Annotated in this window: 19 protein-coding genes; 10 read left to right on the forward strand and 9 right to left on the reverse strand. The window is 61.2% G+C overall.

Going from position 1 to position 23,601, the window contains the following annotated elements:
• Positions 1-73: 73 nt before the first annotated feature.
• Positions 74-919 (reverse strand): TatD family hydrolase, encoded by an 846-nt coding sequence (locus NF78_RS17985; RefSeq protein ID WP_035990543.1) that lies wholly within the window; start codon positions 917-919, stop codon positions 74-76.
• Positions 920-981: 62 nt separating this feature from the next.
• Positions 982-1,287, reverse strand: a complete 306-nt coding sequence (gene rpsT / locus NF78_RS17990) for a 30S ribosomal protein S20 (RefSeq protein ID WP_035990545.1) — start codon at positions 1,285-1,287, stop codon at positions 982-984.
• Positions 1,288-1,512: 225 nt separating this feature from the next.
• On the opposite strand from rpsT, the gene hisD reads away from it, so the two are divergent.
• Together hisD and NF78_RS18000 are read left to right on the forward strand one after the other, a co-directional pair.
• On the forward strand, positions 1,513-2,841 hold the full coding sequence (gene hisD, locus NF78_RS17995; RefSeq protein ID WP_035990546.1) for a histidinol dehydrogenase: 1,329 nt from the start codon (positions 1,513-1,515) through the stop codon (positions 2,839-2,841).
• Between the two features lie 127 nt (positions 2,842-2,968).
• Complete coding sequence (locus NF78_RS18000) at positions 2,969-4,621, forward strand: CTP synthase (protein ID WP_035990548.1); 1,653 nt, start codon at positions 2,969-2,971, stop codon at positions 4,619-4,621.
• Here the strand turns inward: NF78_RS18000 and NF78_RS18005 are convergent.
• From NF78_RS18005 to argS, 3 genes are all read right to left on the reverse strand, one after another.
• Positions 4,618-5,820 carry an adenylate/guanylate cyclase domain-containing protein gene (locus NF78_RS18005; RefSeq protein WP_052050712.1) on the reverse strand — a complete coding sequence of 401 codons (1,203 nt, stop codon included), beginning with the start codon at positions 5,818-5,820 and terminating at the stop codon, positions 4,618-4,620. The genes NF78_RS18000 and NF78_RS18005 overlap by 4 nt on opposite strands.
• Before the next feature lie 12 nt (positions 5,821-5,832).
• Positions 5,833-9,180, reverse strand: coding sequence for an MHYT domain-containing protein (locus NF78_RS18010; protein WP_081972748.1), 3,348 nt, complete (start codon positions 9,178-9,180; stop codon positions 5,833-5,835).
• Positions 9,181-9,572: 392 nt separating this feature from the next.
• A complete protein-coding gene (gene argS / locus NF78_RS18015) occupies positions 9,573-11,330 on the reverse strand; it encodes an arginine--tRNA ligase (RefSeq protein WP_035990551.1) in 1,758 nt (585 codons plus the stop codon).
• A gap of 98 nt (positions 11,331-11,428) precedes the next feature.
• Between argS and NF78_RS18020 the strand changes: the two genes are divergently transcribed.
• The 5 genes from NF78_RS18020 to mnmH all read left to right on the forward strand — a co-directional run bounded on the left by NF78_RS18020 (position 11,429) and on the right by mnmH (position 14,564).
• Positions 11,429-11,884, forward strand: a complete 456-nt coding sequence (locus NF78_RS18020; RefSeq protein ID WP_035990554.1) for a cupin domain-containing protein — start codon at positions 11,429-11,431, stop codon at positions 11,882-11,884.
• Positions 11,881-12,648 carry a DUF429 domain-containing protein gene (locus NF78_RS18025; protein ID WP_035990556.1) on the forward strand — a complete coding sequence of 256 codons (768 nt, stop codon included), beginning with the start codon at positions 11,881-11,883 and terminating at the stop codon, positions 12,646-12,648. The genes NF78_RS18020 and NF78_RS18025 overlap by 4 nt, the downstream gene beginning before the upstream one ends.
• A gap of 141 nt (positions 12,649-12,789) precedes the next feature.
• Positions 12,790-13,014, forward strand: coding sequence for a DUF4160 domain-containing protein (locus tag NF78_RS18030; protein ID WP_197064920.1), 225 nt, complete (start codon positions 12,790-12,792; stop codon positions 13,012-13,014).
• Between the two features lie 5 nt (positions 13,015-13,019).
• Complete coding sequence (locus NF78_RS18035; RefSeq protein ID WP_035990559.1) at positions 13,020-13,397, forward strand: hypothetical protein; 378 nt, start codon at positions 13,020-13,022, stop codon at positions 13,395-13,397.
• Between the two features lie 120 nt (positions 13,398-13,517).
• Positions 13,518-14,564 carry a tRNA 2-selenouridine(34) synthase MnmH gene (mnmH, locus tag NF78_RS18040; protein WP_035990563.1) on the forward strand — a complete coding sequence of 349 codons (1,047 nt, stop codon included), beginning with the start codon at positions 13,518-13,520 and terminating at the stop codon, positions 14,562-14,564.
• 88 nt (positions 14,565-14,652) lie between these two features.
• Here the strand turns inward: mnmH and NF78_RS18045 are convergent, their stop codons facing one another.
• Positions 14,653-14,988, reverse strand: a complete 336-nt coding sequence (locus NF78_RS18045) for a hypothetical protein (protein ID WP_035990565.1) — start codon at positions 14,986-14,988, stop codon at positions 14,653-14,655.
• Positions 14,989-15,281: 293 nt separating this feature from the next.
• Between NF78_RS18045 and leuC the strand changes: the two genes are divergently transcribed.
• Positions 15,282-16,694 carry a 3-isopropylmalate dehydratase large subunit gene (gene leuC / locus NF78_RS18050; RefSeq protein WP_035990567.1) on the forward strand — a complete coding sequence of 471 codons (1,413 nt, stop codon included), beginning with the start codon at positions 15,282-15,284 and terminating at the stop codon, positions 16,692-16,694.
• A 317-nt stretch (positions 16,695-17,011) separates the two neighbouring features.
• The gene (locus NF78_RS18055; RefSeq protein WP_035990569.1) at positions 17,012-17,698 is read left to right on the forward strand and encodes a Crp/Fnr family transcriptional regulator; all 687 of its coding nucleotides are present in this window, start codon (positions 17,012-17,014) and stop codon (positions 17,696-17,698) included.
• 152 nt (positions 17,699-17,850) lie between these two features.
• On the opposite strand, the gene NF78_RS18060 is transcribed toward NF78_RS18055, so the two are convergent.
• The 3 genes from NF78_RS18060 to purN all read right to left on the reverse strand — a co-directional run bounded on the left by NF78_RS18060 (position 17,851) and on the right by purN (position 20,635).
• Positions 17,851-18,822 (reverse strand): DUF1350 family protein, encoded by a 972-nt coding sequence (locus NF78_RS18060; RefSeq protein ID WP_081972749.1) that lies wholly within the window; start codon positions 18,820-18,822, stop codon positions 17,851-17,853.
• 190 nt (positions 18,823-19,012) lie between these two features.
• On the reverse strand, positions 19,013-19,846 hold the full coding sequence (locus NF78_RS18065; protein WP_052050715.1) for a hypothetical protein: 834 nt from the start codon (positions 19,844-19,846) through the stop codon (positions 19,013-19,015).
• Between the two features lie 153 nt (positions 19,847-19,999).
• Positions 20,000-20,635 (reverse strand): phosphoribosylglycinamide formyltransferase, encoded by a 636-nt coding sequence (purN, locus tag NF78_RS18070; RefSeq protein ID WP_035990571.1) that lies wholly within the window; start codon positions 20,633-20,635, stop codon positions 20,000-20,002.
• A 94-nt stretch (positions 20,636-20,729) separates the two neighbouring features.
• Between purN and NF78_RS18075 the strand changes: the two genes are divergently transcribed.
• On the forward strand, positions 20,730-23,555 hold the full coding sequence (locus NF78_RS18075; RefSeq protein WP_052050716.1) for a zinc-dependent metalloprotease: 2,826 nt from the start codon (positions 20,730-20,732) through the stop codon (positions 23,553-23,555).
• Positions 23,556-23,601 lie beyond the last annotated feature (46 nt).

Consider the following 23,601-nt stretch of genomic DNA (forward strand, 5'->3'; position numbering starts at 1 on the left):
GGCCACGAAGGCCAATTTGGAGCTTGGCATGGGGTGCCCAACTGCGATCGCCCCAGGGTCTCAGGCAAACGGTCTAGCCGTTGGCCGGAACGGTTACCGGTTGGGGGACAGCGGAGAGCCGCTGGGAGGGCTCGGGTAGGTCAGGCAGTTTGAACAGGGTCACAGCATTGCGGGTGGTCAGCTGCGCCAGGGCTTCAAAGTCGACCTGGCGCAGCTCTGCCAGGTAGGCCGCCACATGATAGACAAAGGCCGGCTGGTTGCGACGTTCCTTGCGTCGGGGCTCGGGGCTGAGAAAGGGACAGTCGGTTTCCACCAGCAGGCGATGGGCGGGCACCATTTGAGCTGAGGCTTTGACCTGGTGAGCGTTTTTGAAGGTGACAATGCCGCTGAAGCTGATGTAAAATCCCAGATCAAGGAACCGCTCAGTCTCGGCCGGATTGCCCGCCCAACAGTGCATGACGCCCGTGACAGGGCCAACCTGGCGCTGGAACTGCTCAATCACCTCAGCCGTTGCCTGGGCCGCTTCGCGGCAGTGGACAATGACGGGCAAACCCAGCCGATGGGCAATGGTCAGCTGCTGCCAGAAGGCTTCGCGCTGCACGACTTCGTCATCAGCCTTAAAGAAATCGAGCCCGGTTTCGCCAATGGCGACCACTCGCCGATCGGAGGTAGCCAGCTCGGCAATTTGATCGGCGGTGCCGTTGGTCCACTTGTCCATATCGAGGGGATGTAGCCCCACCGACAGGTACAGCTCTGGAATCCGGTCGGCGATCGCCTGCATGGCCGCAAATTCCCCAGGCTCGACGCAGGAATGCACCAAAGCCAAAACCCCGGCCTGCCTCCAGGCCCGGGTTAGTGCGTCGAGATCCCCAGCAAACGTATCAAAGTTGAGGTGTACGTGGGTATCAACCAAAGGCATAACGAATGCAGCGACAAGAAACGGCAGGCAGCTCTGGCGGGCCTGGAACCCGAGAGAATCCCTTAGGACGCGGCCTCTGTCGCCTCTTGAGCCTTGAGCACCCGAGCCAGACGAGACTTTTTACGGGCACCAGTGTTTGGGTGAAGCACGCCGCGCTTAACGGCCTTGTCGATTTTGCTGTAGGCAGCGGCCATGGTCGCATCGACCTGCTGCTTGGCATCGGCACTGCTGGGGTTGGCACGATAGGCATCCACAGCAGAGAGGTAGTTTTTGGTCAGGGTCTTGACCGCCGACTTGTAGGATCGGTTCTCAAGCCGATTCCGCTCGGTAATTGCAATTCGTTTGAGTGCAGACTTGATGTTTGCCACAGTTCGCCCTAGCTTAACAGGATTAATTGACTCGGATAAAGTATGTTAGCACCAATTGGGACCAAATGGTGCAATTGAATACTGGGGTTGGCTACCAAATTAGTCTGGAGATCGACTAGGATGTTAGAACGCAGGTGTTGACTGCCTTTCCGGGGTGTTTTGCCGCTCCGCAGCGGTGACCCTGGCCCATCGCACCTTGCTGGCTTATCTGGATTCTTGGCTGTAATGCTGCGCATCACCCATCAGCTACCTGAGGCAAGAACAGAGCTACAACGCATCTGTGCCCGCACCCACGACGACCAGGTCGTTCATAAGGAAGCCACAGTTCGAGAAATTTTACATTCGGTTCGACGCCAGGGGGATCAGGCTCTGGTGCAGTACACGGCGGACTTCGACGGCGTGACTTTGGCCGCCGATGGCCTCCGATTTTCGGGTGCTGAGCTGGATGCCGCCTACCAGCAGGTGAGCAAGGGGCTGCTGGATGCCATTCGGCTGGCCTGCAAAAACGTTGAGTCCTTTCACCGCCAGCGGGTGCCCCAGAGCTGGGTTCGCTTCGAGGACAATGGCGTGGTGCTGGGCAAGCGCTACACCCCGGTTGATCGAGCCGGGATCTATGTGCCCGGCGGGCGAGCCTCCTATCCCAGCACTGTGATTATGAATGCGATCCCGGCGCGGGTGGCTGGGGTCGGGCAGGTGGTCATGGTGACGCCCCCCGGTCAGGCCGGTGTGGTCAATCCGGCGGTGCTGGTGGCGGCCCAGGAGGCGGGCATTACCGAAATTTATCGGGTGGGGGGTGCCCAGGCGATCGCGGCGCTGGCCTACGGTACCGAGACGATTCCGGCAGTAGATGTGATTACCGGCCCCGGCAACATCTACGTCACGCTGGCGAAAAAGCTGGTGTTTGGCACCGTCGGCATCGACTCTCTGGCGGGGCCGTCGGAGGTGCTGGTGATTGCCGACCAGAGCGCCAACCCGGCCCACGTGGCCGCCGACCTGCTGGCCCAGGCGGAGCACGACCCGATCGCCGCCGCGATTTTGATCACCACTAGCGAGTCCCTGGCGACTCGGGTGGCCGCCGAGGTTGACCGCCAGCTGGCGGGGCACCCTCGCCAGACCCTGACCGAAAAGGCGATCGCAAACTACGGTCTGGCGGTCGTGGTCGACAGTCTAGAGATGGCCGCAGAGCTATCTAATAGCTTTGCTCCGGAGCACCTACAGCTGGAAGTGGCCGAACCCTGGGACCTGCTAGAGCACATTCGCCACGCCGGCGCGATCTTTCTGGGGCATTCCACCCCTGAGGCGGTGGGCGACTACCTGGCTGGTCCCAACCACACCCTGCCCACCTCAGGGGCGGCCCGCTATGCCTCGCCGCTCTCGACCGAAACCTTTATGAAGCACTCCAGCCTGATGCAGTACTCGCCGGAGGCGCTGCGAGAGGTGGCCGACGCGATCGCGGTGTTGACCGAAACCGAGGGACTCCCCTCCCACGGCGACTCGGTGCAGCGTCGAGTGCAGCCCGAAGCGGGCACCAGCGAGGGTGCGCCCGGCGCCTAGACCAGGCTGTCGCAGGCTGTGTTCTCCCCAGCGTGAGCCCCAGAAGGCGTCTAGAATCAGCACGAATCCCCCGGCCCCTGTGGCACAATTAACGGGTTAACGCTCCTGGGGTCTGGGTAGAGTTGCTATGACGAAGTTTGTGTTTGTGACCGGTGGCGTGGTGTCGAGTATTGGCAAGGGGATTGTTGCCGCCAGCCTGGGCCGACTGCTCAAATCGCGGGATTACTCGGTTTCGATTCTTAAACTGGACCCCTATATCAACGTTGACCCCGGCACCATGAGCCCCTTTCAGCATGGGGAGGTGTTTGTCACCGAAGATGGGGCCGAGACCGACCTCGATCTGGGCCACTACGAACGCTTCACCGACACCGCCATGTCGCGGCTCAACAGCGTCACCACGGGCTCCATCTACCAGGCGGTGATCAACCGCGAGCGGCGAGGCGACTACCAGGGGGGCACAGTGCAGGTGATTCCCCACATCACCAACGAGATCAAGGAGCGCATTCACCGGGTGGCGCGCAACACCAACCCCGATGTGGTGATTACTGAGATTGGCGGCACCGTCGGCGACATTGAGTCGCTGCCCTTCCTGGAGGCCATTCGTCAGTTTCGCAAGGATGTGGGCCGCCAGGACGTGCTCTACATGCACGTCACCCTGGTGCCCTGGATTGCCTCCGCCGGGGAACTGAAGACCAAGCCCACCCAGCACTCGGTTAAAGAGCTGCGATCGATCGGCATTCAGCCCGACATTCTGGTGTGCCGCTGCGAATGCCCGCTGCCCCAGCCGATGAAGGAAAAGATTGCCGAGTTTTGCGACGTGCCCGCCGAGGCGGTGGTTACCTGCCAGGATGCCAGCAGCATCTACGAAGTGCCCCTGAAGCTGGAGCACGAGGGGCTGGCCCACCAGGCCCTGAAGATTTTGGCGCTGGACCAGCGGCAGCCCCACCTGGGCCAGTGGGAAACTATTGTGGAGGGGCTCTACAGCTCCAGTCAACCCATCGACATCGCCATTGTGGGCAAGTACGTCAGCCTCAACGATGCCTACCTGTCTGTGGTAGAGGCGCTGCGCCACGCGGCGATCGCCCACCGGGCTGCCCTCAACGTGCGCTGGATCAACTCCGAAGATATCGAACTCAACGGCCCGGAGGCTCACCTCAGCGGCGTTAACGGCATTCTGGTACCGGGGGGGTTTGGCTCCCGCGGCATTGGCGGCAAGGTGCAGGCGATCGAATACGCGCGATCGCGGGGCATTCCCTTTCTGGGACTGTGTCTGGGCATGCAGTGCTCGGTGGTGGAGTGGGCTCGCCACGTGGCCCAGCTCGACGGAGCCGACAGCTCAGAGTTTACCCCCGAAACCCCCAACCCCGTGATCAGTCTGCTGCCGGAGCAGCAGGACGTGGTCGATCTGGGCGGCACCATGCGCCTGGGGCTTTACCCCTGTCGGCTGGCCCCCGATACCCTGGCCAGCCGCCTCTACGGGGCAGAGGTGGTCTACGAGCGCCACCGCCACCGCTACGAATTTAACAACGCCTACCGCAACCTGTTTGTCGAGTCGGGCTATACCGTCAGCGGCACCTCGCCCGACGGCCGCCTGGTGGAAATTATCGAGCTGCCCAGCCATCCCTTCTTTATCGCCAGCCAGTTTCACCCCGAGTTTCAGTCGCGTCCCAGTGCCCCCCATCCCCTCTTTCTAGGGTTGGTGAACGCGGCGCTGAATGCGACCCGACAGCCCGTCCCAGTGCCTGTGGAAGTGGGGGCCAGCGCTGATCAGATGGCCTAGCCGCAGCACAGGGCCGCCGGCCCCGGGGGATACTCCAAAGTGATCACCGGGGGCGGGCAGGCAGGCGACTGGGCCTGGGCCACCAGCCAGTAGGTGGTCATCCGCTCGCCATTTTTGAGGCCCACCGGACCGCGAGGCTCGAGGGTGAAGTGGTCTTTGAGGTGGGCGTAGGACAGCGCTGACACCTGAATTTTGCCCGCCTCTCCCGTCGTTTCCATGAAGCTGGCGATGTTGACGGTGTCGCCCCAGAGGTCGTAAATAAACTTGCGAATGCCAATCACCCCAGCGACCACGCTGCCTGAGTTAATGCCAATCCGCAGCTGAAAGGGCAGCCCGTCGGGCCGCCGAAAGTCGCTGATGGTGGCCTGCATATCCAGGGCCATCTGAGCGATTGCCTGGGCGTGGTCGGGGCGGGGAGCCGGTACCCCGGCGGCCACCATGTAGGCGTCGCCGATGGTTTTGATTTTTTCGAGTTTGTAGACGGCGGCCAGCTCATCGAAGCGGGAAAACATCTGGTTGAGCAGGTGCACCAGTTCGCAGGGCGACAGCTGGGCTGCCACGGGGCTAAAGCCGACAATATCGGCGAACAAGATCGTGACGGCGTCGAACTGGTCGGCGATCGCCTGCTCCCGCTCCTTGAGCCGCTGGGCAATTTGAAAGGGCAGTACGTTGGTCAAGAGCTCCTCCGAGCGCTGACGCTGGCGGCGCAGTTCGGCCTCGGCCTGCTGGCGTTCCTGAATTTCGGCCTGGAGCTGCTGATTTTGACGCTCTAGCTGCTGCTGCTGTCGCCGCAGGGCCAGCTGGTGCTTGACCCGCAGCAGCACCTCGTAGGCCATAAACGGTTTGACGATGTAGTCGGCGGCTCCCAGGCCAAAGGCCTGTTCTTTTTCGGCTTCGGCATCGCGGGCCGTGAGAAAAACAATTGGAATGTTCCGGGTGCTCTCGCTCTGCTTGAGCTGTCGACAGACCTCAAACCCATCCATGGTGGGCATGGTGATGTCGAGCAGAATCAGGTCGGGGGGAGCCAGCGCGATCGCGTTGAGAGCCAGGGTTCCACTGATGGCCTTCCGACAGCGGTACCCTTCGGATTCCAGAATGGTCGACAGCACCCGCAGGTTGTCGGGAATATCATCGACCAGCAGAATATCGACATCTTTGATCTCTGCATCCTTATAGAAAGAGGGTACAGCGGTAGTCATAGGTTCAAGCGGCTACAGGGAAAGGGAAGAGGAGGGAACGGTGAGGTCGATGATGACATCGAGGCGAAAGTCGTTGACCAGCCGGTAGAGGCGCTGGGCCAGGGGATCCTGCTCGGGGGGTAGCTGGGCGATCAGCTGCCGCACGCGGCGATCGTCAGCGGCCTGGGCCGCCTGGTGCATTTGGCGCAGCCAGTCGGCATCGAGGGCACTAAAGTCGGCCCTGGTCAAGGGGCGCGAGTCGCCAGGCCAGGACCGTTTGCGGTCAGACAAAACAGCCCTGGAGCTGGGCGAACCGCCACTGGACGAGGAACCGCCTGGGCACAGGTTGCCCGCTTCATGGACAGAACGATAGGTCAAGCCCAGGCTGCGGCCAATGTGCTCCAGCAGCGTCTGCCGCTGCAGGGGTTTTGGCAACACAGCATTACAGCCCGCCGCAATGCAGTCCGATCGCTGCTCTTCAAACACGCTGGCGGTAACCGCAATGATCGTGGTCGTATCCCCTCCCGGCAGGGCGCGGATGCGACGCGCCACGCCATAGCCATCGAGCACGGGCATGCGCATATCAAGGCAGATCAGGTGGGGGCGCAGCGCCTGCCACAGGTCGATCGCCTCTTCTCCCTGGCTGGCCTCGCACACCTCAAAACCAGCCGCCTCCAGCCAGTGACGAATCAGCAGTCGACTCTCGGCCACGTCGTCCACCACCAAAATTCGGGGCGTGGCCTGGTCGGGAGCCAGGTGCAAAACACCCGGCTCTACCGACGAATCGGTGGCGCTGGCCCCGGCGGGGAAGTCTTTGACCATCACGGTGGCCCCCACCGGCAGACTGACCACAAACGTAGACCCCGCCCCCGGTTGACTCGTGACGGTAATGTCTCCCCCCATCAGCTGGGCGAAGTTGTAGCTGAGCGATAGCCCCAGACCGGTACCCTCCGCCGATCGCCGCCCAGACTGGGTCTGCTGAAAGGGTTGAAACAGGTGGTCCAGTTCACCGGCGTCAATGCCCACCCCGGTGTCCTGCACCACAATGGTGAGCTGGTAGGGCTTAGCCTCCTCGCCTAGAGCATTTTGCACCGGGGACGGGGCCATCTCGACCAGCGACCACCGCACCACAACCTGCCCCTGGGAGGTAAATTTGATCGCGTTGCCAATCAGGTTGATCAAAATCTGTCGCAGTTTGCCTTCATCGGCCCATAGCTGGTGGGGCAACCGGGGGGGCTGCACCAGCTGTAGCTGAATGCCCTTGGCTTCGGCCTTGAGCTGCAGCATGTCCTCTACAGTCTGGAGCAGCTGATGCGGGTCGAAGGCCCCTTCGTTGAGGGTAATCTTGTTGGCCTCAATTTTGGCCAGGGACAGCACGTTGTTGATCAGCCCCAGCAGGTGGTTGCCGCTGCGGTTGACGATGGCAATCAGGTCCCGGTGGGTTTCGTCCAGGCTGTCGTCGTCGGACAAAATTTGGGTGAAGCCGAGAATGGAGTTGAGGGGAGTACGCAGCTCGTGGCTCATACTGGCCAGGAAGTCGCCCTTGGCCTGACTGGCCGCATCGGCCGCCCGTTTGGCGATAGCCAGGGCCTGGGCCTGCTGCTGAGTCTGCCGCAGAAGATTGGCCTGCTGCACCGCCGTACCCAGGTGAGTCCCCACCTGCAGCACCATCTTGACTTCGTTGCGGGTCCAGGTCCGCGGCCGGTTGTGAGCATAGACCCCCAGCAGCCCCCACAGCTGACTGCCGGCAAAGATGGGCACAATGACGTAGGCGCGCACCTGCCACTGCTCTAAAAACGCGAGGTAGCAGGTATTAAAGCCCTCGGTGTAGATGTCGTTGACACAGTGGTAGGTGTGGTCCTGGCGGTAGGTTTCGGCCTGGGTTTCCTGCAGGTAGGTATCTTCAAACAGGAGGTAGCCGCTGTCGAAGTTGCCGTTTCTGAGCGCCCGCGCACCGCAGTCGTCCTGCTCCAGCAGGGAGCCCTCCACGGTCTGCGCCGTCAGGGTTGAAGGCGCGGTGACATCGGTCAGCGATTCGGCGACCACGCGGCCGCTCCAGTCGGCGTTGAAGCGGTAGATCCAGACGCGATCGCAGCTGAGGGCCTGCTGTAGTTCTTCGGTGGTGGCGGCAAAAATCGCCTCCAAATTAAGGGTCTGGCGCATGCGCTGAACGATCTGCATCACCGCTTTTTCCCGGTTGGCCACCGATCGAACCGCCACCTCCGCCTGCTTTTGCACGGTGATGTCGCTACAGGTGCAGACCACCCGTTCGACCTGTCCGCTGTCGCTCAGCTGGGGGTCCACATTGACCAGCAGCCAGCGGGGTGGATCGGCGACGGCCGCACTGACGCCCATCACCACTTCGCCCAGGGGCTGTTTTTGGGCAATGGCGCGCTGCACTGGCAGCTCTGCCGCCCGAAACGGGGTGCCGTCTTCGTGCTGGATGTAGCCTGCCTGACCAAATTGCTGGGGCGAGCTGTCGTCGACCTCGGGCAGGTGGAGCAGCAGCTGCGCCGCCTGATTACAGATGAGGATTTCGGCGCGGTCATTGAGCAACAGTGCCCCCACCGCCATATCGCGGATGAGCGCCCGAAAGCGCTGTTCGCTGCTGGCCAGGGCGACCGCCTGCAAACGCTGCTGGGCCAACCGTCGATCGGCCCGCAGTACCCCCAGGGCAATGAGCAGCATGACCGCAGCCCCCAGCCCCACCACCAGGGCTAGCCAGCGAGGATCTAAATTTGGCAGTGCCCCCGGGTCTGGGGCCAGATCGTCGGGCTGCAGGGCGGTAGCTGCCATCGCGGTGTAGTGCAGTCCACCGATGCCCGTGGCTAGAGTCGGGACCGCCATCTGGGCAAACCAGGGTTGACCCAGGCCCAGGTAGCCCTTGGGCCAACGATTTAACGCCAGGGCCAGGGTTGACGCGACCACCGCGATCGCCACCGAGAGCAAGACCAGAGGCCAGTTGTACCCGAGGTGAGCGGCCATGTCCATAGCGGCCATACCGATGTAGTGCATTGAGGCGATCGCCAAACCCATTACCAAACCGCCCGCTCCAATGCCCAGCCAGCTTAAATTAGATCGGCTGACCACTGTCAGCGCCAGGCTGGCCGCCGCCACCGCACAGACCAGCGACAGCCCCGTGGTCAAACCATCGTAGGTGATACCCATTGGCAACTCCAGGGCCAGCATGCCAATAAAATGGGTGGCCCAGATGCCAATACCCATGGCCAGCCCCCCGCCAATTCGCCAGGGCCACTGGTGGCGATCGATAGCCAGAATTTGCCGCCCCATGCTCAGGGTGGTAAACGACGCCAATACCGCAACACCGACAGACAAGCTGACTAAGGCAACGTTATAGTGACCAACTACCCCGTAGGTCATCGCAATGGTTCTAATCAAAACGTAAAAGCTGCGTTGAGATACAACCCTATCTTTCCCGAAAAGTTACCGCTTGAATCAGCAAACTGCATCGGAAAACACGATCTCTTTTAAATTCACTTTGCTTGTTTAAAATTGAGCTTTATATTAAGTAGTTGAAATTACCGAAAGTCTTAATTCCAGACGGCCTTCAGCTTTGCTCAATCAATTACCCAGATAAAAGGCATTAGTTAAGCCGTTAAAAGATTACGGGTTAGATAATGAGATATCTCTTCAAGATAGAGGCACCAGATTGGCACTATTTAGCGCCTATTATGAGCTAAGCAAGTTTAAAGTTAATTGTCCCCTGCCTTTAGGTAGATGTCAGGCGGCCAAAACCCGTCAAGCATAGCCCCTTACATGCGCTCCAACACGCGAATGCCCAGCAGCGACAGACCCAGCTTCAGGGTTTTTGCGGTAAGGTCGCAGAGCAGTAGCCGAGAGGTGCGCTGGGGTTCTGCCGCCTGGAGCACCGAGCAGCGATCGTAGAACTGATTGAACTTTTGGCTCAGCTCAAACAGGTACTGGCATAGACGGTTGGGGTAGAGATCCTGAGCTACCTCGCCCAGCACCTCGTCGAGCTGCAGCAGGTGGCGGGCCAGGGCAAACTCGCTGTCGTCTTCGAGGTGGATGCGGGCCTCGGCAGGGAGATTGTCTAAGTCAATTCCCCCTTTGCGGGCGATGCCCTGCACCCGCACGTAGGCGTAGAGCATGTAGGGGGCGGTATTGCCCTGCAGGGCCAGCATTTTGTCGAAGCTAAAGATATAGTTGCTGGTACGGTTTTGGCTCAGGTCGGCGTACTTGACCGCGCCGATGCCTACGGTCTCGGCCACCTGCTGCACAAAAGCATCGGTTTCCTGCCGCCCTTCCGTTTCGATGCGGGCTGTGAGGTCGGCGCGGGCGCGACTGACCGCCTCATCCAGCAAGTCCTTGAGCTTGATGGTGTCACCGGAACGGGTTTTGAATTTTTTGCCGTCCTCCCCCTGCACGACGCCAAAGGGCACGTGGGTAAACTCGACCCCCGCCGGAAGCCACCCCGCCTTTGCCGCCACCTGGAAGACCTGGGCAAAGTGGTTGCCCTGGCCCGCATCCACGACGTAGAGCACGCGCTCTGCGCCGTCCTGCTGGGTGCGGTAGCGAATGGCGGCCAGGTCGGTGGTGGCGTAGTTGTAGCCGCCGTCGGTTTTTTGGATGATCAGCGGCAGCGGGTCGCCGTCTTTGTTGGTAAAGCCCTCGACAAAGACCACCTTGGCTCCCTGATCCTCTACTAACAGGCCCAGGGCTTCCAGATCCCTCACCACGTCGGCCAGCAAAGGGTTATAGAAGGATTCACCTCGTTCTTTAATATCGATATCGAGGCGATCGTAGATGGTTTGAAATTCCTGGCGCGACTGTTCGCAGAGGGCTTGCCAGGCTTGGGTGGCGATCGCATCCCCCGCCTGCAACTCCACCACGGCCTCGCGGGAGCGGGTTTTGAAATCGTCGTCCTCATCGAAGCGTTTTTTGGCCTGCTTGTAGAAGGCCACCAGGTCGCCAATATCGACCGATGAACCCGCCTCCAGCGCCTCGGGGCAGGCTTCTCGGAGGTGGGTGATCAGCATGCCAAACTGGGTGCCCCAGTCGCCCACGTGGTTGAGCCTGAGCACGTCGTGACCCATGAACTCCTGCACCCGGGCAATGGAGTCGCCGATGATGGTGGAGCGCAGGTGCCCCACATGCATTTCTTTGGCAATGTTGGGGCTGGAGAAATCTACAATCACTTTCTGGGGCATCTTGACCGGCTCTACCCCCAGGCGCGGGTCGGCCTGCATGGCGCGCAGCTGGTCTTCCAGGTACTCGGTTTTGAATCGCAGGTTAATAAAGCCGGGGCCAGCAATTTCAGGCGGCTCGAAGAGATCGCTGAGGTCGAGCTTTTCGACGATCTGGCTGGCAATATCGCGGGGTTTTTGCTTGAGCGGCTTGGCCAGGGACATGGCCAGGTTGGCCTGGTAGTCGCCAAACTTGGGGTTGCTGGTGGGCACCAGCATAGGGTCGGTGCCCGCCAGGTCTGGGCCAAAGGCGGCAACCAGTGCCTGGTCGAACCGAGCGGTGAGCTGTGCCAGTGTAGACTTCATCGGTGTACTTTCCCCTAACCCCTAATCTCAGAAACCTGCTTGCCGCTGTAGGTGGGCCCTGCCCACCCCCCCATTCACGCTACTACTGGAACTATCCTATGGCTCGTCCTCACCCGCTCTTAACCGCTGCCGCCATCAGCGCCATGGCTGAATCCACCTTTACCCACCCTCTCAATCCTAGAGCAATCCGCCACGGTAGGTCGCTGGGAGATGCGATCGCCTTTGAGTACATCGGCGTCCATCTGGTGCGGGTGGAGCCGGGCCACGACTCGACCCAGTACCACCGCCACCAGGCCGAGGAGGAGTTTATCTACATCCTCAGCGGGCGGGGGCTGGCGGAGATTGGCGATGAGACGTTTGAGGTTGGCCCCGGCGATTTTATGGGTTTTGTGGCGGGTGGGTTGGCCCACAGCCTCAGCAATCCCTTTGGGGAGGATCTAGTTTACCTGGTGGGGGGCATGCGGCTGGAGTTTGATATTTGTGATTACCCAAAGGTGAATACTCGGCTGTATCGCCGGGGAGAACAGCGGGAGTATGTGGAGCTGGGAGAATGAGCGATCGCACCCCCTACCACTGCTTTCTTGGCGTTGATCTGGGCTGGCAGAGTGGCCCTACGGGGCTGTGCTGCCTGACTATGGCCGACGATGCGCTGGAGCTGGTCGCCCTCGATCGCCTCCAGAGTACCGCCGACATCCTGGCCTGGATCGATCGCTGGGCGGAGGGGTCTACCAATGCCGTGGTGGCTGTGGATGCGCCAACGCTGATTCCTAACGAGACCGGGATGCGCCTGCCCGATCGCCTGGCCCACAAGTACTTTGGCCGCTACGACGCGGGCTGCTACCCCGCCAACCGGGGCCGCCCCTTTGCCGAGAAGCTGATTGCCTTTGGCCTGGCGCTGGAGGCGCTGGGTTTTCAGCACCGGCCCCACAGCGACGCCCAACCCCAGGGGCGATTTCAGCTGGAGGTGTTTCCCCACCCGGCAACGGTGCACCTGTTTGGTCTGAGCAAAATTCTGAAATACAAGAAAGGCACCCTGGCCCAGCGTCGTCCGGAGTTGGAAAAACTGCGGCAGTACCAGCTCGATGTGTTGCCGACCCTGGAGCCTGCTCTGCCTCTGGAGGACGCTGATCTGCCCGAGATTCCCCTCACCGGGGCGGCGATGAAGGCGGTGGAAGACCAGCTGGATAGCCTCACCTGCGCCTACGCGGCGGCCCACTGGTGGGTTTGGGGTCTAGAGCGAAACTGGGTGCTGGGCGATGTTAGCGAGGGATACATCGTGGTGCCTGCTCCGAATGAATACGCAAAGTTAAGCCAATAGACAACGGCCTGGTCGATTACAGGAAAGTACAATAAATTACGGGAAAGTGTAGTCCTTTGTATTTGCCTGAAATTTGGGATGCTATGGCTTGATATGCCGCCTGTATCGCACCCGTTTTAAAAAGGCTTGCTGGTCGTGCTGATGAACTACAACGATCATGCACCGCCCCATGTCCATGTCAAATACCAAAACGATTACGGCAGCTATCGCATTGAGATTAAGTCTCATCGGTGGATGAAACCTGGCAAACCGTTGCCGCCAAAGCTAAAGCAGTTGATTGAAGCTTGGGTAGAAACCCATGAAGAGGCGTTGATGGATCAGTGGCAGCGAGCGATGCAAAACGAGACAGTCGAAATTGTGGGTTAAGGGCAATGGAGTGGCAAGCTTGGCAAACACTGGCAAATGACGAAATCCACTGGCAAAACACCTCCGAAAGGGGCTTATTAAAAGCTGAATGGTTGGGTGACTATTGCCTGCGGTTATGGTTTGAAGCAGTACTGGATGTCGAAATCTACGAGCTGGATTTTTTTGCGCTGTTGATTGAAGAAGACCCTGGCCCAGCGCTGTTGCCTCTGCGCGATCGCGAGCGATTCCAGTTTGTCAAAGGAGACTATGCCCTAATTTGGCCCAATCCCGACAATGGAGCCTACGACGGAGCGGCGATCGACCTGGCACCCGAGTGCGTCCGATTCTTTTGCGAGCGTTACGGTAAGTTGGTAAAACCGGCTCGGTCCATAGCAGTGGCTTAAAGTCCCTGAGCTATACCAAGTTGACCTCGAAGCAGTCTTTTTTATCCTGGGCCAAACCGTATGTCTGAACCTGAATTTAGTTGATCTATTGCATTTGTTTAAGGGGCTACCTGCTTAACTATGCCTAAGCCTTTAGATATTCACCATTTTCTGCAAGGCTCTGGCCCCATCCTCGACGTACGCAGTCCGGGGGAATACGAACACGGGCACATCCCCAGCGCGGTGAGCTTCCCCCTCTTCACCGACGACGAACGCGCCCAGGTGGGCACCTGCTACAAACAGGTGGGCCGCGAGGCGGCGGTGGAGCTGGGGTTCGACCTGGCTGGCCCCAAGTGTGGCGAGTTCATTCGCGCCGCCAAGGCCCTGGCCCCCGACCGCCAGTTGCGGGTGCACTGCTGGCGCGGCGGCATGCGCAGCGGCGGCATGGGCTGGATTTTGGAACTGGCCGGGTTTACGGTGCACACCCTGGAGGGGGGCTACAAAGCCTACCGTCGCTGGGTGCGGGAGACCCTGGCGACACCCAGGCCAATTGTGATTTTGGGTGGCATGACGGGCAGCGGCAAGACGCAGATTCTCCAGGCTCTGGCAGATTTGGGCGAGCCGGTGCTGAATCTGGAGGGGCTCGCCAACCACCGGGGCAGCAGCTTTGGGGCGCTGCTGCTGCCCCCCCAGCCCTCGACGGAGCACTACGAAAATTTGCTGGCCCAGCGGTGGGCGACGTTCCAAACGGAGCGGCCCATTTGGCTGGAGGCGGAGAGCCGCCGGGTGGGCACCTGCCGCATTCCCGACGAGCTGTTTGCCCAGATGGAGGCGGCTCCGGCGGTGGAGGTGGTGCGATCGCTCGACGAACGCCTTGACCTGCTGGTGGAGATCTACGGCGAGGCCGCTTCAGCAGAATTGGTGGAGGCCACCCAGCGAATTCGCAAGCGCCTGGGGGGCGATCGCACCCAAGCCGCCATCCAGCACATCCATGCGGGCAACCTGCGCGCTGCCTGCGCCATCATCCTCGACTACTACGATCGCACCTACCGCTACGACCTAGAGCGGCGGCAGCGAGTAATTCCTCAGCTCGACATCACCGGCCTCTCGCCGGTCGAGAGCGCCCGTCTGCTGATCGAAAAACTGCCTCAGCTTTGCCCACAGCTAGCCCCAAAAGTCTTGACCTAGTTGCGAAGCTCTGCGCTCAAAGCCCCCACCACAGGCAACGCCAGCACCGTTAGCGATGCTGGCGTTGCGGGGTACCCATAGATGGAGATTAGGAGTTGGGCTGAGTGGTGACGTTGGTCGCGCCATCGACGCCCAGGGCTACTTTCTTCGCCTGCTCCAGCACGCTTTCAGCGTCGGGATTGTACTTCAGCACCACGGTAGAGCCAGTCTGGGCTACCCACAGGCCCACGCTGTCAGAGATGTTGGCCTGGTCGAGGGCCAGGGCCACGCGCTTGGCCAGACCGCTCTCGTCGAACTGGCCGTCAATGCCTACTTTAGCGGGGTCGATTTTGGCCGAAGCAGCCGCTTGTTTTACGTTGATTTTGGGGGAAGCCTTCGCTTTTTCTTCTTCTTTTTTGCCAAACAGCTTGCCTAGAAAACCCATGACATATCTCCTGATTTAATCGAAGCAGTTTTATGTAGAACGGCTCTGGCGGAAACGTTTTGGAGTTTGCCAAAGGCCATAACCACACCAGACCGGAATCTACCAGCAAATCGTAAAGAATCGATAAAGGAGTAACAAGCGTCAGCAGATACAATTCTGCCCTGCCTCTTGATATAGGCGACTGGGCAATGGGGCCGGGGGTTTGGGCTAAGATAGAACACTGGCAACGGGTTCGCCGCCTGCGCCTCTGTTTCACCGCCACTCCTTTACCGTTATTGCCCCACAGGTCTGCCATGAGCAAGGGTACGCTGTTCGACAAAGTCTGGGATTTGCACACCGTTGGTACCCTGCCCTCGGGGCAGACTCAGCTGTTTATTGGGTTGCACCTGGTGCACGAGGTCACCAGTCCCCAGGCCTTTGCCATGGTGCGCGAACGCCAGCTCAAGGTGATGTACCCCGATCGCACCGTCGCCACGGTCGACCACATCGTGCCCACCGACAGCCAGGCCCGGCCCTTCGCCGACCCCCTGGCCGAGGCGATGATGCAGGCCCTGGAGCAAAACTGCCAGGAGCACGGCATTCGCTTTTACAACATCGGCTCCGGCAGCCAGGGCATTGTCCACGTAATTGCCCCCGAACAGGGGTTGACCCAGCCGGGCATGACGATCGCCTGCGGCGACAGCCACACCTCCACCCACGGGGCCTTTGGGGCGATCGCCTTTGGCATTGGCACCAGCCAGGTGCGCGACGTGCTGGCCTCCCAAACCCTGGCTTTGGGCAAGCTCAAGGTGCGCCGCATCGAGGTCAACGGTGCGCTCCAGCCGGGGGTCTACGCCAAGGACGTGATTCTGCACATCATTCGCACCCTGGGGGTGAAGGGCGGGGTGGGCTACGCCTACGAGTTTGCCGGTACGGCGATCGAAGCCATGTCCATGGAAGAGCGCATGACCCTCTGCAATATGGCGATCGAGGGCGGCGCCCGCTGCGGCTACGTCAACCCCGACCAGATTACCTACGACTACCTCAAGGGACGCGACTTTGCGCCCCAGGGGGAGGCCTGGGATCAGGCCGTCGCCTGGTGGCACACCCTGCGCAGCGATGGCGATGCTGAGTACGACGACGTGGTGGTGATGAACGCCGCCGACATTGCCCCCACCGTCACCTGGGGCATCACGCCGGGCCAGGGCATTGGCATCAACGAAACCCTGCCCGCCCCCGCCAGCCTGCCCGCCGAAGAACAGGTGCTGGCCCAAGACGCCTTTGCCTACATGGATCTCGCCCCTGGTCAAAGCCTCAAAGGCACCGCCGTCGATGTGTGCTTCATTGGCAGCTGCACCAACGGGCGCATCAGCGACCTGCGGGAGGCGGCGAAGATTGCCCAGGGTCACCGGGTGGCGGCGGGGGTGAAAGCCTTTGTAGTACCCGGTTCCGAGCGGGTGAAGCAGCAGGCCGAAGCTGAGGGGTTGGACAAAATCTTTACCGAGGCGGGCTTTGAGTGGCGCGAGGCGGGCTGTTCCATGTGCCTGGCCATGAACCCCGACAAGCTCCAGGGGCGGCAGCTCAGCGCGTCGTCGTCCAACCGCAACTTCAAGGGGCGGCAGGGGTCGGCCTCGGGCCGCACGCTGCTGATGAGCCCGGCCATGGTGGCGGCGGCGGCGGTGGCGGGCCAGGTCACCGACGTACGCGAGTACCTCACCAATCCGTAGTCGGAGATATCGGCACCGGGGAAACGTATCGCATATAGCCAAGCAGGGCGAGCCAGGTGCGGCAGATCACAAAGGTTAACGAAGTGTTTGCCTGAACTTAACCTGGATTGAGGAGTTTCTTAATTCAGGGCGTTGATGATGTAGCTGGGAACTCTGCTGCCGGAAGGCTGCCATTGAGCCAGATTTGACTGGAACTGCTCAGTGACACGGCTCTCGACCAACCGCGATCGCCAGTGACGGCCACGCTTTGATGGCTGCACATCATGGTTGAGCGTTTGGTGGGCCAGTAGTTACCCCGGCGCACTCTAGGTACCTCCGTGTCTGTAACCGCAACTTCTGCCGTTGGCAATGCTGCCCTAGACGTCTACAGCCATCGTACCTTTATTCAGCTGCTGGAGCAGCTCTACCGAGAGCGGGCGCTAGTGCCCTACGCCGCCGGGCGACCGATTCCGCTGCGAGCTGACGATGTGCTGGTCATCTGTCGGGGCATCGTTCAACTGTTTACCATTCAGCAAGACGGTAGCGAAACCCTGCTGGGGCTGGCCGGGCCGTCGATGCCGGTGGGACTACCCCTGACCACCGTTGACCCCTACTGGGTGACCGCCATCACCGATGTCGATGTCCTATCGCTGCCCATGGCTGAAATCGAAGGGTCGTCGGTGCTGATGGCGGGCATGTTTCGCAATATTCTGCTGCGTATGCAGCAGGCCGAGGCCTGGCTGGCCCTCTCGGGCAAGCGGCTGGTCGCCGATAGACTCAGGCATTTTTTGCTGATGCTGGCCCAGGACTTTGGTCAGGTAGAACCCAGCGGTATCCGCATTCCCATCCGGCTTACCCATCACCAACTGGCTACGGCCATCGGCACCACTCGGGTCACCGTCACCCGGTTGCTCAAGGACTTTAAAGCCGAGGGGTGGCTGAGGATCGACCAGCGCCACATGGTGCTTCAGCTCGATCCTCAGTTTCCGGCCAGCCGACTGCTGAACCCGATCGCTCAGCGCTAGGGCGTGTCATCAATTGTGGCTAAAAGCTCGGTATATCAAGCTTTGCCACGCCCGACCCCAAAGACAGGCTAGGGGCTGTAACCCTTAATTTTGGGGTATTTGACAGCTATGGGTATTTAGCCGCTAATGGATGACAGCCCTAGGTTAGGGCGCTATCGCTCAACCAGGGTCGGCACCCTGTCCCCAGAGACCGCCTCGGCGGTCATCCCCACTTCGGCGGTCATCTCCACCGTTTGCAGGCGGGTAAACAGCTCCAGCACAGCGTCGCCCGTGGGCCACTGCCCCAGGGGCTTGATGAATTTATCCAGGGGGTTGAGATCGACCAGCCAGGAGCCGATTTTTACCCCCAGGGGCTCCAGATGCCTGCCCTCAAACTCGCGATAGATCAGCCCCTTGGCCTGGAGGTGTTGGTAAAGCCAGAGCACGTCGCTGGTGGCCGCACAGGCGTCTTGAAGGCTGCCCGCCACTCCGTCGCGGTCGTAGGCGACCATGGCGGTCAGGTTGAACAGGCGGCTGCGATCGATCAGGGCCAGGGTCTGCGATCGGGTGGGTTGTACCCCCAGCCCCAGGGCGTCGAGCAGGTGGGCCAGGGCCTTGACGGGCACGGCACTGGTGGTATCGCTAAGGTCGGGGGCCAGCAGTTGGGAGGGCTGGTTCCAGATGGTGGGGACGGTAGAGAGGCGATCGCGCAGCCAGCGGGCCGTTTTGGACCCAATCACGCGATCGAGGGTTTCATCCTGGACATCCAGCTCCACCCCGCAGAGCAGTTCGAGCAGCGCAATATATTTACAGCCCAGACTGTGGCCCAGCCAGGCGTAGCGATCGCCCTGGCGGTAGAGGTCACCCTCATACCCCAAGCGCTGAGCCAGGTCCGGCAGGAGTGCCCGCAGCCGCCGCTGTTCCTCCAGCAGCCCCAGGGCAATCCCCCAGTGGCGAAAGCTGAACCGGAAAGGCATGGCCACCACGGCATACCCGGCCCGGTAGACCTCCTGCAGCAGGTGGCGATAGCTCAGGGTCGGAAACGTGCCAAAGAACGCCCCGCCAATAAACTGAATCACCCCCTTGGGCTGCGGGTGCAGCGCCACCCAGCTGTAGGACACAGGTTCAAATTTAGGTGATGGCATGGCAAGGTCCAGGGTTACGGCAGGGCAAACCAGCCGCAGGCGGTGCCCACGGCTGATCTCGGACTGAGCAAAAACGTTAGCGGTAGGGACAAACGTCGGGTTGAAATAGGTTGGGGCGCTTAGGGTGTTGGCCCAATCGCCCCAACCCAGTCGTCACTTGGGGGAGGGGTTCCCCCTGACAGCGCTGGGGTTATGGGCTCACCGGCTCCATACGGATGGGAATTTCGAGCCGAGAGAGCAGAGCACTGACGGTGCTGAGGTTTTCAGCGCTGGGATCCACCTGGGCCAGTGTCTCAGCCAGCACCTCGGCCCGGGCCGCCGGGCTGAGCAACGACAGGTCGATGGCCGGAGGGTTGACCAGCTCAGGAATCACGGGCCGTTCTAGCCCCACATTGCCTACAAAGATCGGGTCAATGACGAAGGAACCAGGGTCGGGCACGATTTCGTTCAGCCCCTTACCGCTGGCCAGCTGCAGCGGATAGTTGATTTGATCAAAGTCACCGCCGCTGCCGGGGAAGGTATTGGGCAGGAAGGTGCCGCGAATCTCAGGGTTTAGCAGCACCTTGACCGGAGTGCTGCCCTGGGGCCGCAAAAAGATGCCCTGGCGCAGGGCCGGTACGCTCAGCCGCACATAGCCCCGAATCTCAATGTCGGGATTGGCCTCATTGAACAGGCCCGGCTTCGATAGATCGGGCAGCAGTTGCAGAGAGGCGGTCTGCCGGGCAGGCACCCGAAAGCGGGTGGTAAACACCGGGGTAACCGGGCTGGGGCTGACAGGGGTCAGGGCTAAGAAGCTGTTGGCCCCAGCCACATCAAAGGCAACCACCGCGTTGCCCGCCAGGTTGCGGTTGGGGTTGGCGGGGTTGGGGCGGCTAACGGTGAACTCCAGCTGGTAGGTCAGGTCGCGGTCTTCCAGGTTGGAGAGAGTTAAGAAATAGCCTTGAATGACCCGCCGAGCCAGGGTAGGGCTGGTCGGGGGCGGGGCAATGCGCTTGACGAGTAGCTCAAAGGTCGTGATTTCCATGGGTTTATTTCACTATGGGTAACGGCATACTCCCTGGGTCTGGGCTACCCTGTTGGGCTGAGCCTCTCACCGCCAGGTTGTCCCCATTCTCCTGAAGCGCCCCCGCCCCTGCCGTCACCCGCGCGGGTACATTCTGAAGCTCTGAAGCCACCTTTAAGTCAGCTCCGCCGCCAGGGCGATCGCTGCCGGATAAATCCGGTGCTCCTGCACCTGAATCCGAGCCTGAAGGGTTGCCGCCGTATCAGTCGGCTCCACCGACACCGCCGCCTGCATAATCACCGGGCCGCTGTCCACGGCCAGCTCCACCTGGTGGACGGTGCAGCCCGCCACCCGCACCCCCGCTGCCAGGGCCTGCTCTACCGCTCGCAGCCCCGGAAAGCTGGGCAGCAGGCTGGGGTGAATGTTGAGGATCTGCCCGGCAAAGGCGTCGATTAACACCGTCGTCACGCAGCGCATCCAACCCGCCATAATCACCCAGTCCACCCCGTGGGCCTGCAGCCTGTGCACAATATCACTATCTAGAGCTTCGCGGCTGGGGTAGTGGCGATGGTTGAGCAACACCGCTGGCAGACCCAAGCGGGCGGCCCGTTCGGCCACCCCCGCCCCAGGGTTGTTGTAGATGACGACGCGAATTTCGGCATGCAGTTCATCGCGCTGGATCGATCGAGCGATCGCCTCCAGGTTGCTGCCGTTGCCCGAAGCCATCACCCCGAGACGGAGCGGCGATTCAAACCGGGGCCAGGTTCCAGGCAGGGGCGGCGAGATGAGAGCAGCGGCAGTCTCCAACATAGGATCGGGAAAAGGGTGAAATTGGGAACTATCATATGACAACACGAAACGCCTCTAGCGCAGGGGTAAAGGAGGGCGTCTGGTGAAGCGGGGCATGCGGCTGGGACTCATTTTTTTCTGCGGGCTGGCGATCGCGGCCACCCTCGCCTGGGCTCACCTCCAGCCGGCCAGAGCCTTTGTCCCTACAACTGAGTCCGCCTCGCCCCTGCTCTACGCCCAGGGCGAAGCGGCGGACAGCAGCGTTCCCGATGCCGAAGCCACTCCCCCACCGGAGCCAGGCAGCCTCAAGTCCTTTGATGAGACTATCAAGGGGCTGACGGTTTCCCAGGGTCTGTTTACGGTCTACCACGACCTGGAGCGGAATCGAGCGTTCCTGGGGCTAAAGCCCAGTCAGCTCCAGCAAAATCTGCTGTTCATGGCCAACCTGGAGTCGGGGCTGGGGGAACTGGGGCTGTTTCGAGGCTGGCCCGTCAACGATTTAATGATCCAGTTTCGCCGGATTCCCGACAACCGCCTCCAGGTTGCGGTGCCCAACCTGTACGTGCGCAACCCGCAGCCCCAGGCCCAGCGACTGCTGCGCGAGTCCTTCGGCGATTCAGTTTTAACGACCCTCCCCATCCAGGCCATCCACAGCCAAACCGGGGAACTCTTGATTGACCTGAAAGACTTTTTGATCAGTCGCGACCTGGCCAACCTGCCGGGCCAGTTTCCCTGGGCGCTGGGCAGCTATGGGCTCAATGCCGAAGCATCCTACCTGGGACCAGTCAAAGCCTTTCCTGACAATATTGAGCTAGAAACAGTCCTGGGGTTCAGCGGTGGAGGCAGTCCGACCTCACCCTTTGCCTTTGGGCTCAGTAGCCTGCCAGACCGGCGGGGATTTAACCTGCGGGTGCGCTACAGTCTCTCAGCGATACCCAACCACCCCAGTTTTCATCCCCGCCAGGCGGATGAGCGCATCGGGTACTTTCTCACCGCCTACCGATCGCCTGGACGGCCCGGCCTCTCCGATCCCTTTGTGCGCTACATTCACCGCTGGCATCTGGAGAAACAAAACCCCGCCGCCGCCCTCTCGCCGCCCAAGCAACCGCTGGTGTTCTGGATTGAGAACACCACTCCCACTGAGTACCGAGAAGCCATTGCCGACGGGGTGAAGTGGTGGAATGCCGCCTTTGAGCGGGCCGGGTTTATCCAGGCGATTGAGGTACGGGAAATGCCGGCCAACGCCAGTTGGGACCCCGCCGACGTGCGCTACAACGTGATTCGCTGGTCAGATTCGCTGTACCCCTGGGCCAGTGGACTGGGGCCATCGCGGGTCAACCCGCTAACCGGGGAAATTTTAGACGCCGACATTATCCTCGACGCCAGCGTGGTGCGCGACCTGGCCCTGGAGTACGACACTCTGATCAGCGGATCGGCTCCTACGGCAGGTGGACTGGCCCCCTGCGGCCATCCCCTCAGCGATCGCCTGATGGCCCGCCAGGCGACCCGTCCCTCGTCCCGTCCCGCTAACGCCGTGCAGCGGTTGGATGCCATGGATTACTGTGCTGGACTGCGATCGGCTCAGACCAGCGCCTTTGGCTCATTGGCGATCGCCACCCTGGCCCCTCCCTTCTCCAGCCGCGAGGCCAAGCAGACCTACATTCAGCAGTATCTGAGGATGCTCACCGCCCACGAAGTGGGGCACGTGCTGGGGCTGCGGCACAATTTTGCTGGCAGCACGCTGCTGTCTCCCGCTGAGGTGAACGACCCGGCGATCACGCAGGCCCAGGGGATGGCCAGCTCTATCATGGACTATCTCCCCCCCAACCTGGCCCCCCCGGGCCAGCCCCAGGGCGACTATTTTCCCACCAAGCTGGGTCCCTACGACCTGTGGACGATCGAGTACGGCTACCGCCCGGTCAGCACCCCCATCGCCGCCCAGCGAGAGCTACAGCCCATTGCCAACCGCACGGGGCCGGGGCTGGCCTACGCCCCCGACGAAGATGCCTTTGCCCTGCTCGATCCCAAGGCCAGCGCCTGGGATATGAGCAGCGATCCCCTGGGCTATGCCGAGGACCAGATGGCGATCGCCAAGACCATCTGGGACCGCCTGGACTGGTACTCGGTAAACCCCGGCGAGGGCTACGGTCAGCTGCGGCAGCGGGTCAATTTGGTCTTTTCCCACTACGACATGCAGGCCATGATCATCGCCAACTACATCGGTGGTCAGCGATTCACCCGCACAGACCCCTGGAGTTCACGGGGTCGAGCCCCCTTCGAACCCATTCCAGCAGCGGAGCAGCGGCGGGCCCTGGCGGTGCTCAACCACCGAGTCTTTGCCCCCGATGCCCTGGCCCTCTCTCCAGAACTGGTCAACCGCCTCGCCCCAGACCGCTGGCTCGACTGGGGCCAGAACCCCTTCGTCGATCGGATTGACTATCCCATCTACGATCGCATCCTGTTTACCCAGGCCTTCACCCTCAGCGACCTGCTGGACGGCTATCGGCTGCTGCGGCTGCGCGATAGCGAGTTTAAGCAGCCGGGCGGGGAGGCGTTTAGGCTGGCCGAACTGTTCGACACCCTCGGGCATTCCATCTGGTCCGAGGTGCTCAATCCGCCCGCCGAGGGGGTGTCCATCTCCAGCCTGCGTCAGGGTCTCCAGCGACACCACCTGAATACGCTGACCAGCCTGGTGCTGCGCAACCATGGCTCGGGCGAAGGGGTTGGCAGTCTACTGGAGTTTGTGGCGCAGGAATTCACCTTCGGTGCCCCCGAAGAAGCCCGGGTGCTGGCTCGCTACCAGCTCAGACAGCTCCAGGGGGCGATCGCTCACCACCTCAACCGCCGGGGCAATCGGCTGGATACCGCCACCGTGGCCTACCTGGAAGACACCCGCGATCGCATCGCCAAAGTGCTCGACGCTCCTTTACGGGGGCAATAAACTCCCCGGGGGAATCTATAAAGATTCTATGATTCCCCCTAAAAAG

The organism is Leptolyngbya sp. KIOST-1, from assembly GCF_000763385.1.
In the GTDB taxonomy this organism is placed as follows: domain Bacteria; phylum Cyanobacteriota; class Cyanobacteriia; order Phormidesmidales; family Phormidesmidaceae; genus Nodosilinea.

Coding starts and splice junctions, on each gene's coding strand:
- NF78_RS17985 (WP_035990543.1), bottom strand. CDS start 919: ATGCCTTTGGTTGATACCCACGTACACCTCAACTTTGATACGTTTGCT.
- hisD (WP_035990546.1), top strand. CDS start 1,513: ATGCTGCGCATCACCCATCAGCTACCTGAGGCAAGAACAGAGCTACAA.
- NF78_RS18000 (WP_035990548.1), top strand. CDS start 2,969: ATGACGAAGTTTGTGTTTGTGACCGGTGGCGTGGTGTCGAGTATTGGC.
- NF78_RS18005 (WP_052050712.1), bottom strand. CDS start 5,820: ATGACTACCGCTGTACCCTCTTTCTATAAGGATGCAGAGATCAAAGAT.
- NF78_RS18010 (WP_081972748.1), bottom strand. CDS start 9,180: ATGACCTACGGGGTAGTTGGTCACTATAACGTTGCCTTAGTCAGCTTG.
- argS (WP_035990551.1), bottom strand. CDS start 11,330: ATGAAGTCTACACTGGCACAGCTCACCGCTCGGTTCGACCAGGCACTG.
- NF78_RS18020 (WP_035990554.1), top strand. CDS start 11,429: ATGGCTCGTCCTCACCCGCTCTTAACCGCTGCCGCCATCAGCGCCATG.
- NF78_RS18025 (WP_035990556.1), top strand. CDS start 11,881: ATGAGCGATCGCACCCCCTACCACTGCTTTCTTGGCGTTGATCTGGGC.
- NF78_RS18030 (WP_197064920.1), top strand. CDS start 12,790: ATGAACTACAACGATCATGCACCGCCCCATGTCCATGTCAAATACCAA.
- NF78_RS18035 (WP_035990559.1), top strand. CDS start 13,020: ATGGAGTGGCAAGCTTGGCAAACACTGGCAAATGACGAAATCCACTGG.
- mnmH (WP_035990563.1), top strand. CDS start 13,518: ATGCCTAAGCCTTTAGATATTCACCATTTTCTGCAAGGCTCTGGCCCC.
- NF78_RS18045 (WP_035990565.1), bottom strand. CDS start 14,988: ATGGGTTTTCTAGGCAAGCTGTTTGGCAAAAAAGAAGAAGAAAAAGCG.
- leuC (WP_035990567.1), top strand. CDS start 15,282: ATGAGCAAGGGTACGCTGTTCGACAAAGTCTGGGATTTGCACACCGTT.
- NF78_RS18060 (WP_081972749.1), bottom strand. CDS start 18,822: ATGCCATCACCTAAATTTGAACCTGTGTCCTACAGCTGGGTGGCGCTG.
- NF78_RS18065 (WP_052050715.1), bottom strand. CDS start 19,846: ATGGAAATCACGACCTTTGAGCTACTCGTCAAGCGCATTGCCCCGCCC.
- purN (WP_035990571.1), bottom strand. CDS start 20,635: ATGTTGGAGACTGCCGCTGCTCTCATCTCGCCGCCCCTGCCTGGAACC.
- NF78_RS18075 (WP_052050716.1), top strand. CDS start 20,730: ATGCGGCTGGGACTCATTTTTTTCTGCGGGCTGGCGATCGCGGCCACC.